17 protein-coding genes are annotated in these 19,294 nt (G+C 70.0%); 13 read left to right on the forward strand and 4 right to left on the reverse strand.

Annotated features, from left to right (window positions below; genetic code table 11):
- Positions 1 to 119: 119 nt before the first annotated feature.
- The gene (locus E3T48_RS02015; protein WP_134522212.1) at positions 120 to 647 is read right to left on the reverse strand and encodes a hypothetical protein; all 528 of its coding nucleotides are present in this window, start codon (positions 645 to 647) and stop codon (positions 120 to 122) included.
- A 107-nt stretch (positions 648 to 754) separates the two neighbouring features.
- Here E3T48_RS02015 and E3T48_RS02020 point away from each other — a divergent pair, with 107 nt between their 5' ends.
- The 4 genes from E3T48_RS02020 to E3T48_RS02035 all read left to right on the forward strand — a co-directional run bounded on the left by E3T48_RS02020 (position 755) and on the right by E3T48_RS02035 (position 5,781).
- Complete coding sequence (locus tag E3T48_RS02020; RefSeq protein WP_134522213.1) at positions 755 to 2,773, forward strand: thioredoxin domain-containing protein; 2,019 nt, start codon at positions 755 to 757, stop codon at positions 2,771 to 2,773.
- The gene (locus tag E3T48_RS02025; RefSeq protein ID WP_134522214.1) at positions 2,770 to 3,246 is read left to right on the forward strand and encodes a DUF488 domain-containing protein; all 477 of its coding nucleotides are present in this window, start codon (positions 2,770 to 2,772) and stop codon (positions 3,244 to 3,246) included. The genes E3T48_RS02020 and E3T48_RS02025 overlap by 4 nt, the downstream gene beginning before the upstream one ends.
- A gap of 62 nt (positions 3,247 to 3,308) precedes the next feature.
- Complete coding sequence (locus E3T48_RS02030) at positions 3,309 to 3,737, forward strand: DUF1761 domain-containing protein (RefSeq protein ID WP_134522215.1); 429 nt, start codon at positions 3,309 to 3,311, stop codon at positions 3,735 to 3,737.
- A 220-nt stretch (positions 3,738 to 3,957) separates the two neighbouring features.
- On the forward strand, positions 3,958 to 5,781 hold the full coding sequence (locus E3T48_RS02035; RefSeq protein ID WP_241986537.1) for a stealth family protein: 1,824 nt from the start codon (positions 3,958 to 3,960) through the stop codon (positions 5,779 to 5,781).
- On the opposite strand, the gene E3T48_RS02040 is transcribed toward E3T48_RS02035, so the two are convergent.
- Together E3T48_RS02040 and E3T48_RS02045 are read right to left on the reverse strand one after the other, a co-directional pair.
- Positions 5,711 to 6,649 (reverse strand): phosphodiesterase, encoded by a 939-nt coding sequence (locus E3T48_RS02040; protein ID WP_174844120.1) that lies wholly within the window; start codon positions 6,647 to 6,649, stop codon positions 5,711 to 5,713. The two genes, E3T48_RS02035 and E3T48_RS02040, sit on opposite strands and share 71 nt — an antisense overlap.
- A gap of 194 nt (positions 6,650 to 6,843) precedes the next feature.
- The gene (locus E3T48_RS02045; protein WP_134522216.1) at positions 6,844 to 7,059 is read right to left on the reverse strand and encodes a hypothetical protein; all 216 of its coding nucleotides are present in this window, start codon (positions 7,057 to 7,059) and stop codon (positions 6,844 to 6,846) included.
- A 106-nt stretch (positions 7,060 to 7,165) separates the two neighbouring features.
- Here E3T48_RS02045 and E3T48_RS02050 point away from each other — a divergent pair, with 106 nt between their 5' ends.
- From E3T48_RS02050 to E3T48_RS02065, 4 genes are all read left to right on the forward strand, one after another.
- On the forward strand, positions 7,166 to 8,020 hold the full coding sequence (locus E3T48_RS02050; protein WP_134522217.1) for a phosphatase PAP2 family protein: 855 nt from the start codon (positions 7,166 to 7,168) through the stop codon (positions 8,018 to 8,020).
- Between the two features lie 141 nt (positions 8,021 to 8,161).
- Entirely contained in the window at positions 8,162 to 9,433 is a 1,272-nt protein-coding gene (locus E3T48_RS02055; RefSeq protein ID WP_241986539.1) for a type III polyketide synthase, read from the forward strand.
- Between the two features lie 6 nt (positions 9,434 to 9,439).
- On the forward strand, positions 9,440 to 10,333 hold the full coding sequence (locus E3T48_RS02060; protein ID WP_134522218.1) for a class I SAM-dependent methyltransferase: 894 nt from the start codon (positions 9,440 to 9,442) through the stop codon (positions 10,331 to 10,333).
- Positions 10,326 to 11,459 carry an FAD-dependent oxidoreductase gene (locus tag E3T48_RS02065; protein WP_134522219.1) on the forward strand — a complete coding sequence of 378 codons (1,134 nt, stop codon included), beginning with the start codon at positions 10,326 to 10,328 and terminating at the stop codon, positions 11,457 to 11,459. The genes E3T48_RS02060 and E3T48_RS02065 overlap by 8 nt, the downstream gene beginning before the upstream one ends.
- Before the next feature lie 226 nt (positions 11,460 to 11,685).
- Here E3T48_RS02065 and E3T48_RS02070 read toward each other — a convergent pair whose 3' ends face one another.
- Complete coding sequence (locus E3T48_RS02070) at positions 11,686 to 13,761, reverse strand: glycogen debranching N-terminal domain-containing protein (RefSeq protein ID WP_134522220.1); 2,076 nt, start codon at positions 13,759 to 13,761, stop codon at positions 11,686 to 11,688.
- Between the two features lie 169 nt (positions 13,762 to 13,930).
- Between E3T48_RS02070 and E3T48_RS02075 the strand changes: the two genes are divergently transcribed.
- The 5 genes from E3T48_RS02075 to E3T48_RS02100 all read left to right on the forward strand — a co-directional run.
- Positions 13,931 to 15,055, forward strand: coding sequence for a LacI family DNA-binding transcriptional regulator (locus E3T48_RS02075; RefSeq protein WP_134522221.1), 1,125 nt, complete (start codon positions 13,931 to 13,933; stop codon positions 15,053 to 15,055).
- A complete protein-coding gene (locus E3T48_RS02080) occupies positions 15,052 to 16,299 on the forward strand; it encodes a sugar ABC transporter substrate-binding protein (RefSeq protein ID WP_134522222.1) in 1,248 nt (415 codons plus the stop codon). Before E3T48_RS02075 ends, E3T48_RS02080 begins: the two co-directional genes overlap by 4 nt.
- Positions 16,300 to 16,309: 10 nt before the next feature.
- Entirely contained in the window at positions 16,310 to 17,578 is a 1,269-nt protein-coding gene (locus E3T48_RS02085; protein ID WP_134522223.1) for a carbohydrate ABC transporter permease, read from the forward strand.
- Positions 17,579 to 17,696: 118 nt separating this feature from the next.
- Positions 17,697 to 18,488 carry a carbohydrate ABC transporter permease gene (locus tag E3T48_RS02090; RefSeq protein WP_134522224.1) on the forward strand — a complete coding sequence of 264 codons (792 nt, stop codon included), beginning with the start codon at positions 17,697 to 17,699 and terminating at the stop codon, positions 18,486 to 18,488.
- Positions 18,489 to 18,946: 458 nt separating this feature from the next.
- Positions 18,947 to 19,294: DUF7059 domain-containing protein (locus tag E3T48_RS02100; RefSeq protein WP_420898340.1), on the forward strand; the 348-nt coding region annotated here is incomplete at its 3' end.

Here is a 19,294-nt window from a genome sequence, read left to right on the forward strand (position 1 = left end):
ATGGCTGATTCCCGCCAGCGGTGCGTCGTCGGCGCCGTCTTCGGCACCCCCAACCCGGTCGACCTGCTCGGCCAGGCCGGGCGCCTGATCATGTTCATCGTCGTCTCGATCTTCGGCTGCTATGGGGTACGGAGTGCCAGCGTCGTGGCCACGCCGATGAGGAGTCCCGCCGTGGCTCCGGCGCCGACGAGCAGGATGCCGCGCACCGGGCGCCGGTTCGTGCGGGCCCCGCGCCTCGGCTCCACGTCGGTGTCCCGGTCGTCGTTCTCGTAGCCGGCACCGGGCCAGGCCCGGAAGCTGACCAGCACCAGGTCGAGGGCTGCGGCATCCTGTGCCAGCAGCCGGGTGAGCTCCCGCAGCCGGTGCTCGCCGATGGTGGCGCTGACCGGCTCGCCGGTGTCGGGGTCCGCGACCTCGCTCAGCGGTCCATCGATCCGGGTGCGCGAGTACACGGCGGCCTGCTCGGCGCCGAGGCCGACGAGGGGATCGGGGCGGCCTCCCGGGGTGCGGCTGAGCGGGTGCGCCCGCCACCAGAGCGCATCCTGCACATCGTGCCGGCCCCGGTAGGCGGCGCGCAGTGCGATCACCAGTCCCAGGTCGGTCTCGGCCGCGGTTTCCAGGCGACCGGCCACTGTCTTCAACGTCACGTGCAGCCCCCCACTGTCAGTGCCAGCCTAACCACCCCCGAACGGGAGATCCAGTGGCCGGGGTGCCGACCGCCTCACCGGAAGCGGTCTCGGCGCACAATGGAGGCATGCCCAACCGACTTGCCGATGCGATCAGTCCGTACCTGCGCTCACACGCCGACAACCCGGTCGACTGGCAGGGATGGGGTGCGGAGGCGTTCGAGGAGGCTCGCGCGCGCGACGTTCCCGTGCTCGTCTCGATCGGCTATTCGACCTGCCACTGGTGCCATGTCATGGCGCGGGAGAGCTTCAGCGACCCCGACCTTGCCTCCTATCTCAATGAGCACTTCGTGAGCGTCAAAGTCGACCGGGAGGAACACCCCGACGTCGACGCCGCCTACCTGGCCGCGGCCAGCGCGTTCGTCGGCGGCCTGGGCTGGCCGCTGAACGTGTTCGTCACCCCGGAGGGCCGGGCCTTCTACGTCGGAACCTACTTCCCGCCGCAGCCGATGTCGGGGCATCCGTCGTTCCGACAGGTGCTCGAGGCGGTGACGGATGCCTGGACTACCCGCCGCATGGAGGTCACCGAGAGCGCGGACCTGGTTGCCGAGGCGCTGGCCACGGCCTCCCGGCAGGGAATGACCATCGGAGCGCGCCCGGACGCGACCGCCATCGGCGCGGCCGCCGCCACCCTGGTCGCCCAGGAAGACCCGGTCCACGGCGGCTTCGGAGACGCCCCCAAGTTCCCGGTGGCGCCTGTCCTCGGCTTCCTGCTCGACAGGGCTGACCGGGCCGAGGGGACCGCCGGCGACCGGGCCGAGGGCACCGCCGGCGATCGGGCCGAGGGGAGGTCACTTGCCCTGCGCACCCTCAAACGGCTCGGCGCCTCTCCGCTGCGGGACCCGATCGAGGGCGGCTTCTTCCGCTACGCGGTCAACCGGGACTGGAGCGAGCCGCACTACGAACGGATGCTCTACGACAACGCCCAGCTCCTCGACCTCTACACGCAGGCGTGGAAGCTCACCGGCGAGCCGTGGGCACGCGCCGTGGCCGAGGGAATCGCCCGCTTCCTCACGTCGGTGCTGGCGCTGCCGGGCGCAGGCTTCGCCAGCGGGCAGGATTCAGAGAGCACCGTGGACGGGCTGCGCGTCGAAGGCGGCTACTACACCCTCGATGAGGACGCCCGGAAGCGGCAACCCAGGCCCGCACTCGACGCCAAGGTGCTCACGGGCTGGAACGGCCTCGCCATCGCGGCCCTCGCCCGGGCCGGATTCGCCTTCGACGACCTCAGCCTCCGGGCGGCAGCCACGGGCGCGGCCGACAAGCTTCTCGACCAGCATCTGCTCGACCCTGCACCAGGTGGCACCCGACTCGTGCGGGCGTCCACCTCGGGTCGCGTCTCGGGAGCGCAGGCGACCCTGGAGGACTACGGGATGTTCGCACGCGGCCTCCTCGAACTCGCCCTGGCCACTGGGGAGGTGCGCTATGCCGTCGCGGCGCGCCACCTCGTTGACGCGACGTTGCCGCCGGCTCAGGATCCGCTTACGTTCCGGGCGCCGAACGGCGCCGACCCCGTGCTGGCAGCGCAGGGCCTGGACCTCGCCGTCGACCCGTCGGAGGGCGCGTACCCGTCTGGTCTGACGGCCATCGCAGGGGCGGCCTGGCTGCTCCACCTGCTCACCGCGGAACCGCGCTACCTGGCCGCGGCCAAGTCCGCGATGGCGGTGCTGGGAGGGCCCATGCTGGCCCGTCCACTTGCGTTCGGTGCGGCTCTGCGCCTGAGCGCGGCGTTGCTGGCCCCGGTCGAGCAACTGGTCGTCGTCTCGCCAGACGGCGGCCCAGCAGACACCGGTCCCGTCCGGCCCGTCTCGCCGCCCGCCGCCCTCGATCGGAACCCGGGCGGGCTGCTCGTCGCCGCGCGTCTGCGGGCGACCGGTCTCGTCGCCGCAGTCACCGAGGCCCAGGCGAAGGCCTTCGCCGAGGCCGGTTTCGGCTTGTTCCGAGACCGCACCGCCCGCGCAGGCGTGGCCGCCGCCTACGTGTGCCGGGACGTCGTCTGCAGCCTGCCGGTGACCGACCCGGCCGACCTTCCAGCCGGGACGCCGGGCTCGACCGGGCGGCCGTCCGGGACGACAATGGGCGCATGACCATCCGGATCAAGCGCGTCTACGACGCCCCGTCCACGGCCGACGGCAGCCGGGTGCTGGTGGACCGACTCTGGCCGCGGGGCGTCTCCAGGGCGCGGGCAGACCTCGACGAGTGGCTGAAGGACGTCGCTCCCAGCCCCGGCCTGCGCACCTGGTGGAATCACGACCCCGACCGGATCGACGAATTCGCCGTCAGGTACAGAGCTGAACTCGACGTGGACCCGACGGCCGCCGTCGCTGTCGCCCGGTTGCGGAGCCTGGTCGCCGCGAACGCGCGCGCCGGAACGGCCATCACCCTCGTCTACGGCGCCAGGGACCCCCTCGTGAACCACGCCCGGATTCTCGGCGAGTACCTCGAGGCCACCCGCACCGCCCCGCCCGCCGCCAGTCCGCCCGCCGCCGGTCCGCCCGCCGGCGAACACGCCCGGACTTCCCCCGGGAGCCTCCCTGCCGGCACACCGCCGACCCCATAGCATCGAGCCAACAGCACACGCGTCAACCGCTCCAGCCACGGAGCCGGCCGAGAGGATTCACCATGGTTCCCGAAATCAACATCTGGGCGGTGCTGCTCGCAACCGCCTCCAGCATGGTCGTCGGCTCGATCTGGTATTCCCGACGGGCCTTCGGCACCTATTGGATGAAGGCGGTCGGCCATGACGAGGAGAGCATGCGCACCGGGTCGGCGGCGCCGCTCATCCTCACGGTCATCGTCAGCTTCATCACCGCGTGGGTGCTGGCCGGTGCAGCCGCGATCGCGCAGAACTTCTATGGCGGAGGCTTCCTCGCCAACACCCTGCTGACCTCGGTCATCCTCTGGGCCGGCTTCACGGCGGCACGGATGGCCACCCACGACGCCTTCGACCGTCGCCCCTGGGGCCTCACCGTGCTCAACATTGCGCACGAACTGGTCACCCTGCTGCTGATGGCCCTGATCATCGGACTGTTCGGCATCAGCGCCCTGTAGTCCCGCCCGAGGTGAACACCGGCGGCGGCCCCGTTTCGGGGCCGTCGCCGGTCGCGTTCCCGGCCCGTCCCGCGACGTACACTGAGAGCAGCGCCACCGCGTTCCGCCGGCTGCTTCGCACTCGGTTTCAGGACGGGTGTGCGGTCGTGCGACAAAACCGGACGCACTCTCCCCGCTGGTGAACCTGGCAGACGAGTGTTCCCAATTCCAGAGGAGGACCATGGCTGATTACAATCGCCCCACTGCCGACCGGCACGCCCCAACCGGACGCAGCACCGAATCTGACGCCACCGGCCCCTCCATGCTCGAAACGCCGACCGAGAACCTTGACGGCGCGGCCCCCCGGAGCCGGTCGGTGTCCGAGACCGCCTCGATCCCGGTCCTCTCGCTCAGCAACGAGCCCGAGCTGGTGCTCCGTGCCGTCGATGCCCGCACCCGCCGCTTCGACCGTGATGACCTCGTCGTGCGCAAGGGCGAGATCGCCCTGGTCAACGGCCACTTCACCCCGCGCGAATCCATGGTCAAAGACCTGCTCGCCGTCGCCGGCGCGCTCGACCTGGCCGGAATCGACTTCCTGCTCGTGCGCGGCGACCACGACCGCCCGGTCATCGCCGTCGACCGCAAACGCCGCAAGCAGCTCACCCGAATCCTCGCCGCCGCGTTCGCCAATGAGCCCTTTTACGCGAAGCCGCTCGACGGGGACCTGACCCAGCCGCTGCTGCTCGCCGACGGCGCCCTCGCGACGCTGCGGGGGTCATCCGTCTTCCGGGTCTACCGTCCACGGATCGAGCCGATCGGGCGGCTCCGCTACGGCGCGGAGACCGCCTTCCAATTCGAGCTGTGGTACTTCGGTGAGGACGAGATCGTCGCGCCGGTCGAGAACTCGCTGATGCGCACCCGGATGCCGCGCGGCGAGGCCCGCGAGACCACGATCGCCCTGTTCGGGCGCAGCTGGCGCACCCTGCAGCACATGTTCGACGACCTGGCCAGTGACATCAGCTTCGACATCGACCTGGTCTTCTCCTGGGTCGACGGTTCGTCCAGCGACTTCCAGCGCGAGCGGGCCAAGCGCATGCAGGCCTACGTCGTCGGCGAGGGCGACGAGTCCGACGCCCGGTTCCGCCAGATCGACGAACTCAAGTACGCGCTGCGCAGCGTCTACATGTTCGCGCCGTGGGTGCGCCGCATCTTCATCGCCACGGATTCGCCCGCGCCGGAGTGGCTGGCCGAGCATCCGCGCGTCACCATCATGCGCAGCGAGGACTTCTTCCCCGACACCAGCGCGCTGCCGACGCACAATTCGCACGCGGTCGAAAGCCAGCTGCACCACATCCCCGGACTGTCCGAGCATTTCCTCTATTCCAATGACGACATGTTCTTCGGCCGCCCGGTCGGCCCTGAGCTCTTCTTCTCTCCGGGCGGCATCACCAAGTTCGTCGAGGCGTCCACCCGGATCGGCCTCGGCGACAACGACCCGACCCGGAGCGGATTCGAGAACGCGGCCAGGGTCAACCGGGCGCTGCTGCGCGAACGGTTCGGCAAGGTCACCACGCGCCACCTCGAGCACACGGCCGCACCGCTGCGCAAGAGCGTGCTGCGCGAACTCGAGGCCGAGTTCCCCGAAGACTTCGCCCGCACCGCGGCCAGCCGGTTCCGCTCGGCGACCGACATCTCGGTCACGAATTCGCTCTACCACTACTACGCCCTGATGACCGGGCGCGCGGTGGAGCAGACCAAGGCGCGGTCGCTCTACATCGAGACCACGCTCAAGCTGGCGCTGCGCCAGATGAACAAGCTGCGCAAACGCCGCGACCAGGACATGTTCTGCCTCAACGACGGCAGCTTCCCCGAGATCTCCGACGACGTGCGACGCGCCGCCGTGACCGACTTCCTGGAGCGCTACTTCCCGATCGTGGCGCCGTGGGAGCGGGAAAGCCAGGCGAACGGCCGGCTCAGCGTCGGCTCGTCGGCGACTAGCTCAGAACCCGGATCGGCATGGTCATCGGCGGCTCACGGAACGCTGGCAGAGTACCCGCGGGCATGATCTCGACGCCGGAGTCGGCCAGCCGCCTGCTGGTCTCGGCGGCGTCGATGTACTCCAGTGCGGGGTAGCTGCCGAGCGGCACCACCGAGTGCAGCACCGTGTCCGCGTAGACGTGCACGAGGTTGAAGGTGCGTGCGCCGTCCTGCCCGCGGGTGCCGCCGACCGGAACGTTGAGATCCTGGGTGTAGCAGGTGGCCGACGCGACCGACACGGGGATGCCGGCGAACATCGCCGTCGACGAATAGTGCAGGTGACCGGCGAGGATGCTGCGCACGTCTGTGCCGCGGAGCACCCGGGCGAGGGCGGCCTGGCCGCGCAGCTCGACCGAGACGGCCAGGTCGAGAACACTGGGGACGGGCGGGTGGTGCATGGCGAGAATGGTGCCGTCCGGCGCGGGCACGCTGAGCTCCCGCCCCAGCCAGGCCAGCTGGGCCTCGCTCACGGCGCCGTAGTGGTGGCCGGGAACCGAGGTGTCCAGGGTGATCACGCGCAGTCCGCCGATGAAGTCGACGTGGTCGATCGGCGCGGTGGACGCCGGCTCGCCGAGAAGCGTCGTGCGGAACGCCGACCGGTCGTCGTGATTGCCCATCACCCAGATCACCCGGGAGCCGAGTCTGGCCGCGGCCGGCTCGACGATGGAACGCAGCATGCGGTAGGCATCCGGCTCACCCTTGTCGGCGAGATCGCCGGTGATGATGATGGCCTCCGGCCGCCCGGTCGAGGCCTCGACCTCGGCGAACAGCCCGGCGAGATGCGCGGCACTGTCGACCCGGTCGTACAGGCGGTCGCCGCGCGCGAGCAGGTGCGTGTCACTGAGGTGAAGCAGGAAATGGTCCGGACTGGGGTATTCGGCCGTGCGAATGTTCACGGAGCTTCCATTCGTTGGTACTCGGAGCACTCTTCCTTGAGTGCGCTGACGCTACTCCGTATATTCGATCAGTAGTTCTTGAACATCCGGTGTACGCCACGCGAACGACGCGGAAGGGGCCCGGAGGAAAACCCCCGGGCCCGACCGCTTTCCGCTTCGAGGACACGGGCCTGCGGTCGCGGCGGAGGGGCGGCTCAGGGGTGGGTCAGGCCGGGGGCAGAGCCTGGCAGGCTCGGCCTGTCGATCTCGTCCTGCTCGTACGGCTCGATCTGCTCATTGGATGCGTCGGCGGCGCGCCGACGTTCCGCCTCGAAGTCGCCCTCGAGTCCGGTGAAGCCGCCCAGGCCGAAGCCGTGCCTGCCCCCGGATTTCCGGCCGGTCCGTGTCCGGCCCCAGTGCCAGTTGAACATTCTCCCAAGCTACGCCGCCGAAGCGCCGAGTCAAGGGGTTTTCCGCACGCTGTGCGCGAACGACGGGCGGATGCCGGGGGCCGGGTGATGGGTTGTGCCCTCAGGCATGCGAAGCTGGAATGTGCGCACCACGTCGACCACCAGCCCCCTCCGTTATGTCGTGGGTGCTTTCTGCTCGATCGCGGTCTTAATCGTGATCTACCTGTTTTCGGTGCGCACCCTCGCCGGCCAGACCATGGACCAGCTCGCGTTCGACGGGGCGGAGTTCGGCCGGCGCAGCGTGACCCCGTTCACCCAGCAGGTGCTCGATGCGCTGCCGATGGTGTCCGTGATCGCGGGAGTGGTGATCACCGGCATCCTCACCGCCGTTCGTCGCAACCTGCGCACTCTGATCGTGGCGGTCGGCTCGGCGGTCGGTGCGGTGCTGACCACCCAGGTGCTCAAGGGCTGGCTGCTGACCCGGCCGGACCTCGGGGTCGACGGCTACGCGGGCAATTCGTTCCCGTCGGGGCATACGACCGTGGCCGCCGCATCCGCCCTCGCCGTCTTCCTCGTCTCCAGCCCTCGGACCCGCTGGCTGACCGCCCTTGCGGGCACGTCCTTCGCGCTCATCGCGGGCGTGTCGACCCTCGCGAACGGCTGGCACCGGCCGAGCGACGTGATCGCGGCCCTGCTCGTCGTCGCGGTGTGGGGGTGCGCCGGCGGTGTCGCGCTGACCGTGTGGCGCGGCGACGACCCGACCACCATGAAGGCTCCGCCGGCCGCCGGCGCCCGGATTCAGCTGAGGATCCTGGTGCCGTTCCTCGTGGTCGCCGTGTCGGCGTTCCTGGTCACCTACTTCCAGGCGTTCGGATCGACGCCCGGGCCGCCGATCGCGTACATCGGCGGGGTGTCGGCGATCATCGCGGCCGGTTTCACCGTGGCGCTCACCGCAACCCGGCTGTTCTCCCGCCTGCCCTGACCCTCTCTCACCGCGGCGCCGGGCCGCGGCGGCCTGCAGGATGCGTCCAGGCGGAACCTCCCGGCCTGTCACGGTTTATGGGCCTATCACGGGGGTATATGGGGGTGTGCCGGTGCGGGGGTGCGTGTAACACTGGGAGCTATGCCCGTCACTCTCAGAGCGCTGCAGACCGTCGTCCCCCCGACAATCCTGGTGCAGGACCAGGTGCGCGACGTGTTCGCGGCCCAGCCGGGGCTGAGCCGCCTGGCCCAACGCCTGGTGACGGCGTCCTTCAACCTCTCGGGAATCGATCGTCGGCACACCGTGATCGACGAGCTCACCCTCGACTCGGACACCGCCGACCCGCAGTTCTTCGACGCGGCCACGCAGCGGCTGCTCATGCCGGGCACCCGGGTACGCAACGAGCTCTACATCGTCGAGGCGACCAAACTGTTCGTCGAGGCAGGGCGCCGGGCGCTCGCCGCCTGCCCAGACATCGAGGCCGCCGACGTCACGCACGTCGTCACCGTGTCGTGCACCGGCTTCTATGCCCCCGGGCCCGACTACATGCTCGTGCGCGAACTGGGGCTGAGCCCGGCGACGCAGCGCTACCACCTCGGTTTCATGGGCTGTTACGCGTCGATGCCCGCCCTGCGCACGGCGAAGCAGTTCGTCGAGGCCGACCCGGACGCGGTCGTGCTCGTCGTCAGCGCCGAGCTGTGCTCGCTGCACCTGCGCACCTCGGACGACCCGGACACGATCGTCGCGTCGTCCTTGTTCTCCGACGGCGCCGCGGCCGGTCTCGTGAGCACCCGTGTTCCGCGGCGGGGGGAGAAGGCTCTGAACCTCGACCTGTTCGAGACCGTGATCACCCCGGTCGGCGAGGGCGACATGGCGTGGAAGATCGGCGACGAAGGCTTCGAAATGGTGCTGAGCACGTATGTGCCGCACATCATCGACGAACACATCGAAGCGGCCCTCGCGCCGCTCTTCGCCCGGGATGAGTCGCTCATGGCCGAGCTGGCGCCGCCCGCCGCGGAGCCGGAGCGTGAACTGGTGGGGGCAGCCGTCGGCGGGCCGGGGTCGACGCCGATCGGGGCGCCGGCCGCCGTGCCTGCCGGGAGGTCTGCCGGGACTCCGGCGGGGGTCGCCGCAGCGACCCTGAGTTCGGCGATCGCGCACTGGGCGATCCACCCGGGCGGGCGCAGCATCTTGGACAAGACCGAAGCCAAGCTCGGGCTGAGCGAGGCGCAGCTCGTGCCCTCCCGGGAGACCCTGCGCCAGTACGGGAATATGAGTAGCGCCACGGTTCTGTTCGTGCTCAAGGCCATCCTCGACGCCCCGGCCACGGCCGACGGGGAGCGGGTCTGCGCGATGGCGTTCGGGCCGGGGCTCACCGTCGAGTCCGGGCTGATGACCGTCACCGCCGGCTAGGCGACCGTGGGCATCCCGTCGCTGCGGCTGCGCGCGAGCGACGCCGTCGAGCTGATGGACGACCCGGATTGCGACCGGGAGCGGCTCGACCGCACCTACGCGAACTTCCGGCTCGTGAACGCGGTCGTGTCGGGCTGGCGCGAGATCTACCGGCGTGAGATCCGCCCGGCGCTGTCCACGACCGTGGAGCGCACCCTCCTGGATGTCGGGTCGGGCGGCGGAGACGTCGCCCGTTCGCTCGCTCGTTGGGCTGCCCGTGACGGGTTGCGACTGGCCGTGACCGCGATCGACCCGGATGCGCGGGCGCACGCCTACGCGACCGGCCTGCCTCCGTTGCCGAGGCTCACGTTCCGGCGGGCGCTGAGCTCCGAGCTGGTCGGCGAGGGCGCGCGCTTCGACTTCGTCGTCTCCAACCACGTGCTGCACCACCTGACCGCCGCGCAACTCGGCGGCCTGCTCGTCGACTCTGAGCGGCTGGCCGCCGGCCGGGTACTGCACGGCGACATCGAACGCAGCCGCTTCGCCTACCTCGGCTTCGGCCTGGCCACCTGGCCGTTCTTCCGCCGCTCGTTCATCCGAGACGACGGCCTCACCTCGATCCGGCGTAGTTTCACCGCGGCCGAGCTGCGCGCCGTCGTCCCTCCCGGCTGGCGGGTGAGCCGGGAACGGCCGTCGCGCCTCGTGCTGCGCTGGGCGCCGCCCCCGTCCCCGCCGGCATCCGCGTCGCCCTCCCCGCCGAGATCTACCTCTTCGGTCGAACCCGCCCCGCACACCGGGCGGGCTCGACCGGAAAGGTCGATCTCGATCGGGGAGCGGGCAGCCTCGGGTGCGGGGGCCGGGGTAACGGGGGCCGGAGTAACGGGGGTCGGGGCGCCGGGCGCCCGGGCTGCGGATGCGTGACGTCATCGTCGTCGGTGGGGGGCCGGTCGGAATCCTGCTGGCCGGGCTGCTCGCCGTGCGCGGCCTCGACGTCGAGGTGCTGGAGCAGCGGAGTGAGCCGTCGATGCGTTCCCGGGCCATCGGCATCCACCCGCCGTCGCTCCGGGCGCTGCGGCAGCTCGGCGTCGCGGAGACGATCATCGAGGGCGCGGTCCGTATCAGCGGCGGCGAGGTGCGGTCCGGCGGGCGACGCCTCGGTCGGCTGAGGTTCGCCGAGACCGCCGACCGCTATGAGCGTGTCATCTCGCTGCCCCAGTACGAGACCGAGGCGGTGCTGCGCGCCCGGTTCGCGGAGCTCCGGCCGGGCGGGTTCCGCGGTGGCGTGACCGTGACCGGGGTGCACGACCGGGGCGACCGGGTCGCACTCGACGTCGCCCCCGATGTGGGCGAGACCCTCGAGGCGCGCTATGTCGTGGCGGCCGACGGCGCCCGCAGCCTGGTGCGCGACCTGCTCGGCATCCGTTGCACCGCCCGCACCGGCGGCGAAACCTACCTGATGAGCGACTTCGCCGACACCGGCGAGCACGGCGGTGAGGCGGTCCTGTTCTTCGAGCGGGGCGGGGTGGTCGAGTCGTTCCCGCTGCCCGGCGGCCGGCGCCGGTGGGTGGCGATGACCCCGGCTCTGCTGACGGATGCGACGAGCGGTGACCTTGCAACCCTCGTCCGCACCCGCACCGGCATCGAGCTGCCCCCGTCGGAGTCGGCCGCGAGCTCCTTCGCCGTGCAGCAGCGACTGGCCAGGCGGCTGGTGGCCGGGCGGGTCGTGCTGGTCGGAGACGCAGCCCATCAGATCAGCCCGATCGGCGGCCAGGGGATGAACCTCGGCTGGCTCGACGCGCTGCAGCTCGCCCCCGCGCTGGAACGGGCGATCCGCGAACCGGATGCCGCGGCATCCGTTCTCGCCGACTACGACCGTCGCCGCCGACGCAGCGCCCGGATGGCCGCGCGGCAGGCCGGCTTCAACATGGCGATGGGGCGTCCGGCGGACGGCCTGCGCCTCCGGGCGCGGAACGGCCTCGTGCGCGCGCTCGCGGTGCCGCCGGCGAGCGCGATCCTCGCCCGCGCGTTCACGATGCGCTGGCTCTAGCCGGGTACCCCCGGCTGAACCCCGGCCAACCCGGTCGCCCGCTCTTCCTCACCGACCCATGGTTCAGCGCTGCGTCTCATGCATAACTCCTGCAATCCGAACGCCCGGCACCGGACTCGCCCGAAATCCCGGGGCCGGGATCGGCCACAGGCAGAAATAGCAGGAGTTACGCAGGTGAGGCTCGCCAGACTTCGGCGCAGCATCGGGGAGTCGCGGTCGCGGTGGCCTACGCGCCGCCGACGGCGACGGATGCCGCCCCGAGCAGCGTGTTGCGGCTCACCGCGCCGGAGGCATCCGTTGCGAGCTCGAAGCTGCGGCCGCCGAAGACGAGGCCGCGCACGTCGAGCCCCCCGGCGATCGGCAGGGGGGAGACCCCGAGCTCGCCGGCCTGGGCGTCGGGCTCGAGGCCCAGGATCGTGCCGAGGACGGCGACCGCGGACGCGGCCGACCAGGCCTGCGGGCGGCAGGCCGCGGGGTACGGGATCGGCGCGGCGGACTCTTCGGTCGAGTGACCGGAGTGGAGTTCCGGCATCCGGTAGTCGAAGCCCTCCGCGGTGCGCAGCAGCCCCTCGATCAGGATGGCTGCCTCCGCACCGAAGCCGGCCCGGCCGAGGCCGGCGATCGCGATCGCGGTGTCGTGGGTCCAGACCGAGCCGCCGTGGTAGCTCAGCGGCCAATAGCCCGTGGAATCCGTGGACATGGTGCGGAGGCCGTAGCCGGAACTCAGCTCAGGGGAGATCAGGCGCTGCGCGACCAGGCGCGAGCCCTTCTCGTCGAGGATGCCGGTGCCGAGCAGGTGGCCGATGTTGCTGGTCACGGTGTCGACCTTCTGCTTGTGCGCGTCGAGGGCGACCGCCGGGTAGGCGCCGTCCGGTGACTCGATCCAGAACGCCTCGTTGAAGCGGACCTTCAGCGCGGCAGCCCAGTCGCGCCAGTCCGCGCCGCCGGAGCGGCCGAAATGGTCGAGCAGCTCGGCGCCGCCGATGGCAGCCTGGTAGGCATAGGCCTGCACCTCGCAGAGCGCGATCGGGCCTTCGGAGAGGCGGCCGTCGCGCCACTGGATGGAATCGCCGGAGTCCTTCCAGCCCTGGTTGGCCAGGCCGTGCCCGGTCGAATCGACGTATTCGAGGAAGCCGTCCCCGTCACTGTCGCCGTAGGAGCGCATCCAGACCAGGGCGGTTTCGAGGTTGGGCAGCAGCGCCTCGACCTCGGCGTCCGCCATGCCCCACTTCCACGCGTCGTGCAGCAGGGTGATCCACAGCGCGGTCGCGTCGACCGTGCCGTAGTAGAGCGGGGGCAGGGAGGTCTCCTCGCCGGGCATGTCGAGGGTGCCCGGGCGCAGCTCGTGCATGATCTTGCCCGGCTGTTCGGCGGTCGCGGCGACCGTCTCGGTGCCCTGCAGGGCGGCGAGCACGCGCAGGGTCGACGCGGCGAGGCCGGTTCCGAGCGGCAGCAGCATCCGGGCGGCCCAGATCGAGTCCCGGCCGAAGAGGGTGAAGAACCACGGCGCGCCGGCGGCGAGGAAGACCTCGTCCGGCTGGTCGCGGGTGACCATCCGCAGCCCCGCGAGGTCCTTGAGGGCGGTGTCGACCCAGGCGCCGAGGCGGGAGTCGTCGGCGCGGGCCGTCACGCCGGCCCACTCGGATGCCCCGCTCGCGCCGCGCACAACGGCCGACGGGTCGACGATGGCCAGTTCCCAGCTCACACTGACACTGCCGTGGGCGGGGATCGTGACGCTCCAGCTGGCGGTGGTCAGCCCGTTCGCGTCGACGACGAGGTCGGCGTCGGCGGAGGTGAACGAGGCCGTGACCCCGCCGGAGGAGTAGTGCACCCCGGCGTCGTCCAGCAGGGACGCGATCTCGACGTCGGGCGTCCGCACGCCGCCCTTGACGTCGTGGATGATGTCGAACGACGGCGTGAGCTCGAGCGTCACGGTCGTCTCGATCGGGTCGGTGATCGCGGAGGTGAGCTCGATCGTCTCGGTCACCCGGCCGTCGCGCACCTGGCGCACCCGGTTGAGCAGCACCCGGGGGTCGGCGCCGCGGCCGTCGAGGTGGCGCAGCAGGGAGACGAAGCGGAGCGTGGCGGCATCCGTCACGCTGTGCGAGATGATCTCGGGGACCTGGCCGTCCACGAGGAGGGTGAGGGCGCCCACGATGCGGGTGTCGGAATGGTAGACGCCGTGCAGGGGGCGGCTGCCCATCGATCCGTCGGGGGAGGACCAGACCTGGGTGGGCGCGGACAGCGCCACCAGCTCGTCGTGGAGCAGGGGCTGCTGGCGGTGCTTCGATGTCTCGGACATGCGTGGATTCACGACTCCTCATTGATTCGATGAGCCCTGGAGTACTGCATTCGAGGCCCGATGTGCGATTGATTGTTGACAGATTCGCGTATTCAGGTAACGTAGCACTCAAGATTTGAACGATCAAACTTTTGAACGATCAAATCACCACTTACCGCAAGGAGGCACCGTGGACCGGTTACCGACGATTGAAGACGTCGCTCGTGCCGCCCAGGTGTCCAGGCAGACCGTGTCCAACGTGCTGAACACGCCGGCGATCGTCAAGCCGGCGACCCGCAAGCGCGTCGAGGTGGCCATCCGCAAGCTGGCCTACCGGCCGCACGCCTCGGCCCGTCGGCTGCGGATGCGCAAGTCCTCCACCATCGCCATCCGGCTCGACCCGATGACCAACGGTATCTCGGGCGCGCTGCTGGACCGATTCCTGCACGCCCTGACCGAGCAGGCGGATGCCCGCGGCATCCGGGTCCTGCTCTTCACCGCGGCCGACCCGGCCGCCGAGATCGAGCAGATCCGCAAGCTGCGCGCCGGCGCCGACGTCGACGCGTTCGTGCTCACCGCCACCTTCCACGGCGACCCGCGCACCGAATGGCTGGTGGAGAACGATGTTCCCTTCGTCACCTTCGGCCGGCCGTGGGGCGCGAACGACATGAACAACCCCAGGCACCTCTGGGTGGACGTGGATGGTTTCGCGGGGATGCGCGAGGCGACCGTTCACCTGATCGACCAGGGCTCCTCCCGGATCGGCTTCGTCGGCTGGCCGAGCCTCTCCGGCACCGGCGACGATCGTCGCCGCGGCTGGCAGGCCGCCGTGGAGGAGCGCCTGGCCCCGGGCGACGGCGACCTCGCCGCCCTCAACCTGAGTGTGGAGGACCGCCTCGAGGACGCCAGGGATGCCGTGATGGCACTCCTCGAGAGCGACGACCGGATCGACGGACTGGTCTGCGCGAGCGACACGCTCGCCCTCGGCGCGATGATCGCCGCGGCATCCGTCGGCCGGAGCGAACTGCCGATCATCGGCTTCGACAACTCGCCCGTCGGTCAGGCCATCGGCCTCTCCAGCGTCGACCAGACCCTGGACGAGGTCGCCGGCGGCGCCCTCGAACTTCTGCTCGGCGAGACCGGGGGAGACCTCGTGCACCGCGACGCCGACGCCGGGGACACTCGTCACCGGCTCATCACACCTCACCTCGTCATCCGGCAGCCGCTGCGGCTGCTGGCCCCTGACGCGGGATCGACCCCCACCGCAACCAAGAATGCGGTCGGCAATCACAAGGATGGAAAGGAATCACAATGAAACTACAACGAGGAGCACGCTGGGGTGCCGTCCTGGTGGCCGGCGGACTGTTGGCCAGCCTGGCCGCCTGTTCGTCCGGTGGCAGTGACAGCGCCGGCGGCGACGTTGCCGGGCAGAAGCTCACGGTGCTGATCGGCTCGAGCGGCGACGCCGAGACGAAGGCCGTGACCGACGCGGCCACGGCCTGGGGCACCACGAACAAGGCGACCGTCAAGGTCGTCGCGGCCAACGACCTCACCCAGCAGCTGGGCCAGGGCTTCGCCGGCGGCAGCCCGCCCGACCTGTTCTACATGGGTTGGGACCAGTTCCAGACCTACGCGAGCAAGCAGTACCTGGAGCCCTACGCCGACAAGGCCGCGAACAAGGACGCCTTCTACCCGGCCCTGAAGAGCGCGTTCAGCTACAAGGACAAGTTCTACTGCGAGCCCAAGGACTTCTCCACCCTCGGCCTGATCATCAACTCCGAGAAGTGGGATGCGGCCGGGCTCACCGACGCGGACATCCCCACCGACTGGGCCGGTCTGGAGACCGTCGCGAAGAAGCTCACCACGGCCGACACGGCCGGGCTGTCCTTCGGAGCCGAATATGGCCGGATCGGCACGTTCATGAACCAGGCCGGCGGATCGATGCTGTCCAAGGACGGCAAGAAGGTCACGGCCGACTCGGCCGAGAACCTCGCCGGACTCACCGAGGTGAAGAAGCTCCTCACCGACGGCGTGCTCAAGTTCCCGGCCGACCTGGACTCCGGCTGGAGTGGAGAGGCGCTCGGCAAGGGCAAGGCCGCCATGGTCATCGAGGGTCCCTGGATCAGCGGGCTCAAGACCGACTACCCCGACCTGAAGTACAAGGCCGTTGAACTTCCCGCCGGCCCGGGCGGACAGTCGACCTTCACCTTCAGCAACTGCTGGGGCATCCCGGCCCAGTCCAAGACGACTGCGGCCGCCGAAAGCCTGGTGAAGTTCCTCACCGCCGACGAGCAGCAGCTGAAGTTCTCCGACGCGTTCGGGGTCATCCCCTCGACCGAGTCGGCCGCCAAGGTCTACTCGACGACGTTCCCGCAGAACGCGTCGTTCGTCAAGAGCAATGACTACGCGGTCAGTCCGGTCGCGTTCGCCGGCGCATCCACCGTGATCGGCGACTTCAACTCGCAGTTGCAGGGCCTGAGCACGGGCGACCCCAAGGCGATCCTGAGCGCGTTGCAGACGAACCTGCAGGACGCCCTCGACGCAGCGAACAAGAAGTAGGCAGGACATCATGAGCGCGATTCGGGGCAGCACCAATCCAACAACGGATGCCGGAACGGCATCCGGTGGGGCAGGGTCTGCCCCGAATCGCCGCCGTGGCACGTCTCGATCGAGCGTGCATCGCGGCGAGGCGAAGTACGGCTGGCTGTTCATCACTCCGCCGATCATCATCATCGGGGTCTTCCTGGTCGTGCCGGTGCTCCTCGCCATCTGGGTGAGCGTCAGCGACTGGAGCGGGCTCGGCTCACCGCTGAACCCGCAGGTCAGCTTCGTCGGTTCGAAGAACTTCGAGGCGGTGCTCTCCGATCCGGGCCTCGCCCAGAAGGACTTCGGCACATCCATCCGCAACAACGTCTACTACGTGTTGCTCGTGGTTCCGTTGCAGACCGCGCTCGCCCTGTTCCTTGCGGTGCAGGTGAACCGGCGCATCCTCAAGGGCCGCGGCTTCTTTCGCACCGCGTTCTACTTCCCCTCGGTGACCAGCTCGATCGCGATCACCGCGATCTGGCTGTTCCTCTTCGGCGCCACCGGTGCCGTCAACAAGATCCTCGGGTTCTTCGGGGCGAGCGGCCCGGTCTGGTTCGCCGACCCGCGCGGCGTGCTGCACATCATCCTCGGCGCCTTCGGCGTCTCCTCGGCACCGGGCGCGCTCACGGGCGGCGGGATGCTCGGGGTCAGCTGGTGGGACTGGCTGAGCGGGCCGAGCGTGGCCATGTGCGCCATCATCCTGCTCGCCGTGTTCACCACGTCAGGAACCTTCATGCTGCTCTTCATCGCGGCCATGCAGGCGATCGGCGCCGAGGTCGACGAGGCGGCCCTGATGGACGGGGCCGGCCCGTTCCGCAAGTTCTTCTCTGTCACTCTGCCGATGCTCAAGCCGACCCTCTTCACCGTGCTCACGCTCGGGTTGATCGGCACCTGGCAGGTCTTCGACCAGATCTACCTCACCGGCGGCGGCAAGCCGGGCAAGACCCTGCTGACCCCTGCCTACCTGGCTTACGACACCTCGTTCAAGCAGCTGAACTGGGGTCAGGGTGCGGCGATCTCCTTCATCCTGTTCGTGATCATCATCCTGCTCACCGCCCTGCAGCGGTATGTTCTGCGGGATCGGAAGGACAAGGGCAGAGTGAGCAGAGCTCTGGCGGGGGCGATCGCCGCGGATCGTGCCGTCGTCGTCGCGGCGACCACCGTGGCATCCGCTTCGGCCAGGGGATCCTCGAACGGAACGCCACCCTCCACCGGAAGCGCCTCCTCGAACCAGGCCGGAGAAGACAAATGAACGCCGTGACCACCCCCAGGCCCCGGCCGCAGCGGCCTCCGAGCCGACGCCGGCCCCCACGCCGCGCAAGCGATCGATCGGCTGGCGGCTCCGCACCGGCGCGGGGCTCAGCTACCTCATGCTCGGCGTGCTCGCCCTCGTCTACATCTACCCGTTCCTGATCACGTTGTCCTCGGCGTTCAAGACCGATGACGAGGCCACCAACGACCCGCTCCGGCTGATCCCGCAGATCTGGTCGTTCGCGTCGTTCGAGCGGCTGTTCACGGATGTCCCGCTGCCGCTGTGGACGATGAACACGATCTTCGTGACCATCACGATCACCCTCGGCCGGGTGTTCTTCGACTCCCTGGCCGGTTACGCGCTGAGCCGGCTGCGGTTCCGCGGGCGCAGCCTCATCTTCGCGTCCCTCGTCGCCGTGATGGCCGTCCCCGGGGTGGTGCTCCTCATCCCGCGCTTCCTCATCCTCAAGCAGTTCGGCATGTACGACAGCTACGCGGGCATGATCGTGCCGCTGCTTGTTGACGCGGCCGGCATCTTCATCATGAAGCAGTTCTTCGAGTCGATCCCCAGCGGGGTGGAGGAAGCGGCCCGTCTCGACGGCGCCGGAGTCTTCCGCACCTTCTGGACGATCGTGCTGCCGATGGCGCGGCCGGCCCTGGTGACCCTGTTCATCCTGAGCTTCCAGGGCTCGTGGAACGAATTCGGCCACTTCATCGTGTCCAGGCAGAGCCCGGAGACGAACACCCTCACGACGGGTATCGCCTCGCTGTTCTCGGGTCAGCTCGGCTCGGGCAACGAGTTCCCGCTCAAGATGGCGGCCGCCGTGCTGATGACCATCCCGATCGCGATCATGTTCTTCGTCTTCCAGAAGCGGCTCACCAACACCACCGAAGGCTCCGAGAAGGGCTGAGGCCCCGCCTTCCGGCCCGTGTTGCTCCTGCCGTCGGCGCGAGCAACACGGGCCGGAGGTCTGCGCGGCGCGGCATCCGCAAGGCGGCACGCATGTTTCGCCAGGGCCCGTCATCGCCTGGCTCGCCTCGCCGGGTGCCTCCTACGTGACCGGGCAGACGATCGTCGTGGACGGCGGCAACAGCATCGCGGAGGAGCGCCGCTGACCTCCGCCCCTTCCCGTCCCGCCCTTCCCGTCCCGCCGTTCCCGTCCCGGCCCCGGCGGCCGTTCCCGCCGACCGGGCGCGGCGATTCCGTCCCCACCCGTGCATAACTACTGCAATCCGGGAGTCGCCCCGGAATCCGGCCCGGAATTCCGGGCCGGCCGGGTGCCGGCTCCGGAATGTGCAGGAGTTATGCACAGGACAGCCGCTGGAGGGACTGAGCCCGGGTGGGGTTCCGGTGCAGTTGAATAGGTCAGTGACTTCTGCACTCGTCGACCAGCTCCGAGCCGACCTCGACGCCGCCCACTACTCCGTCTCGGCGCTGACCGGGCTGTGGGGGAGCGAAGCGGATGCCGCGCTCCGCCGCAACCAGCGGGTTCCGGCCCAGCGGGCGCTCACGGCTCTCCGGGCGAAGCTCGGGAGGGCCGAACCGTCCGCGACCCTGGCGTGGCTTTTCGTGCTCGGCCTGCCGGTGGCGCGCGCCGATCTCGCGGCAGCCCTTCCCTCGCTCGGGGTCACGGGCGCCGAGGCGCTCGGACTGGTGGCCGGCGGCGACACGGGCGCGACGCCCGACACGGCCGGGGGCGACACGGGCGCGACGCCC

The sequence above is a fragment of the Cryobacterium fucosi genome, assembly GCF_004403515.1.
Classification (GTDB): domain Bacteria; phylum Actinomycetota; class Actinomycetes; order Actinomycetales; family Microbacteriaceae; genus Cryobacterium; species Cryobacterium fucosi.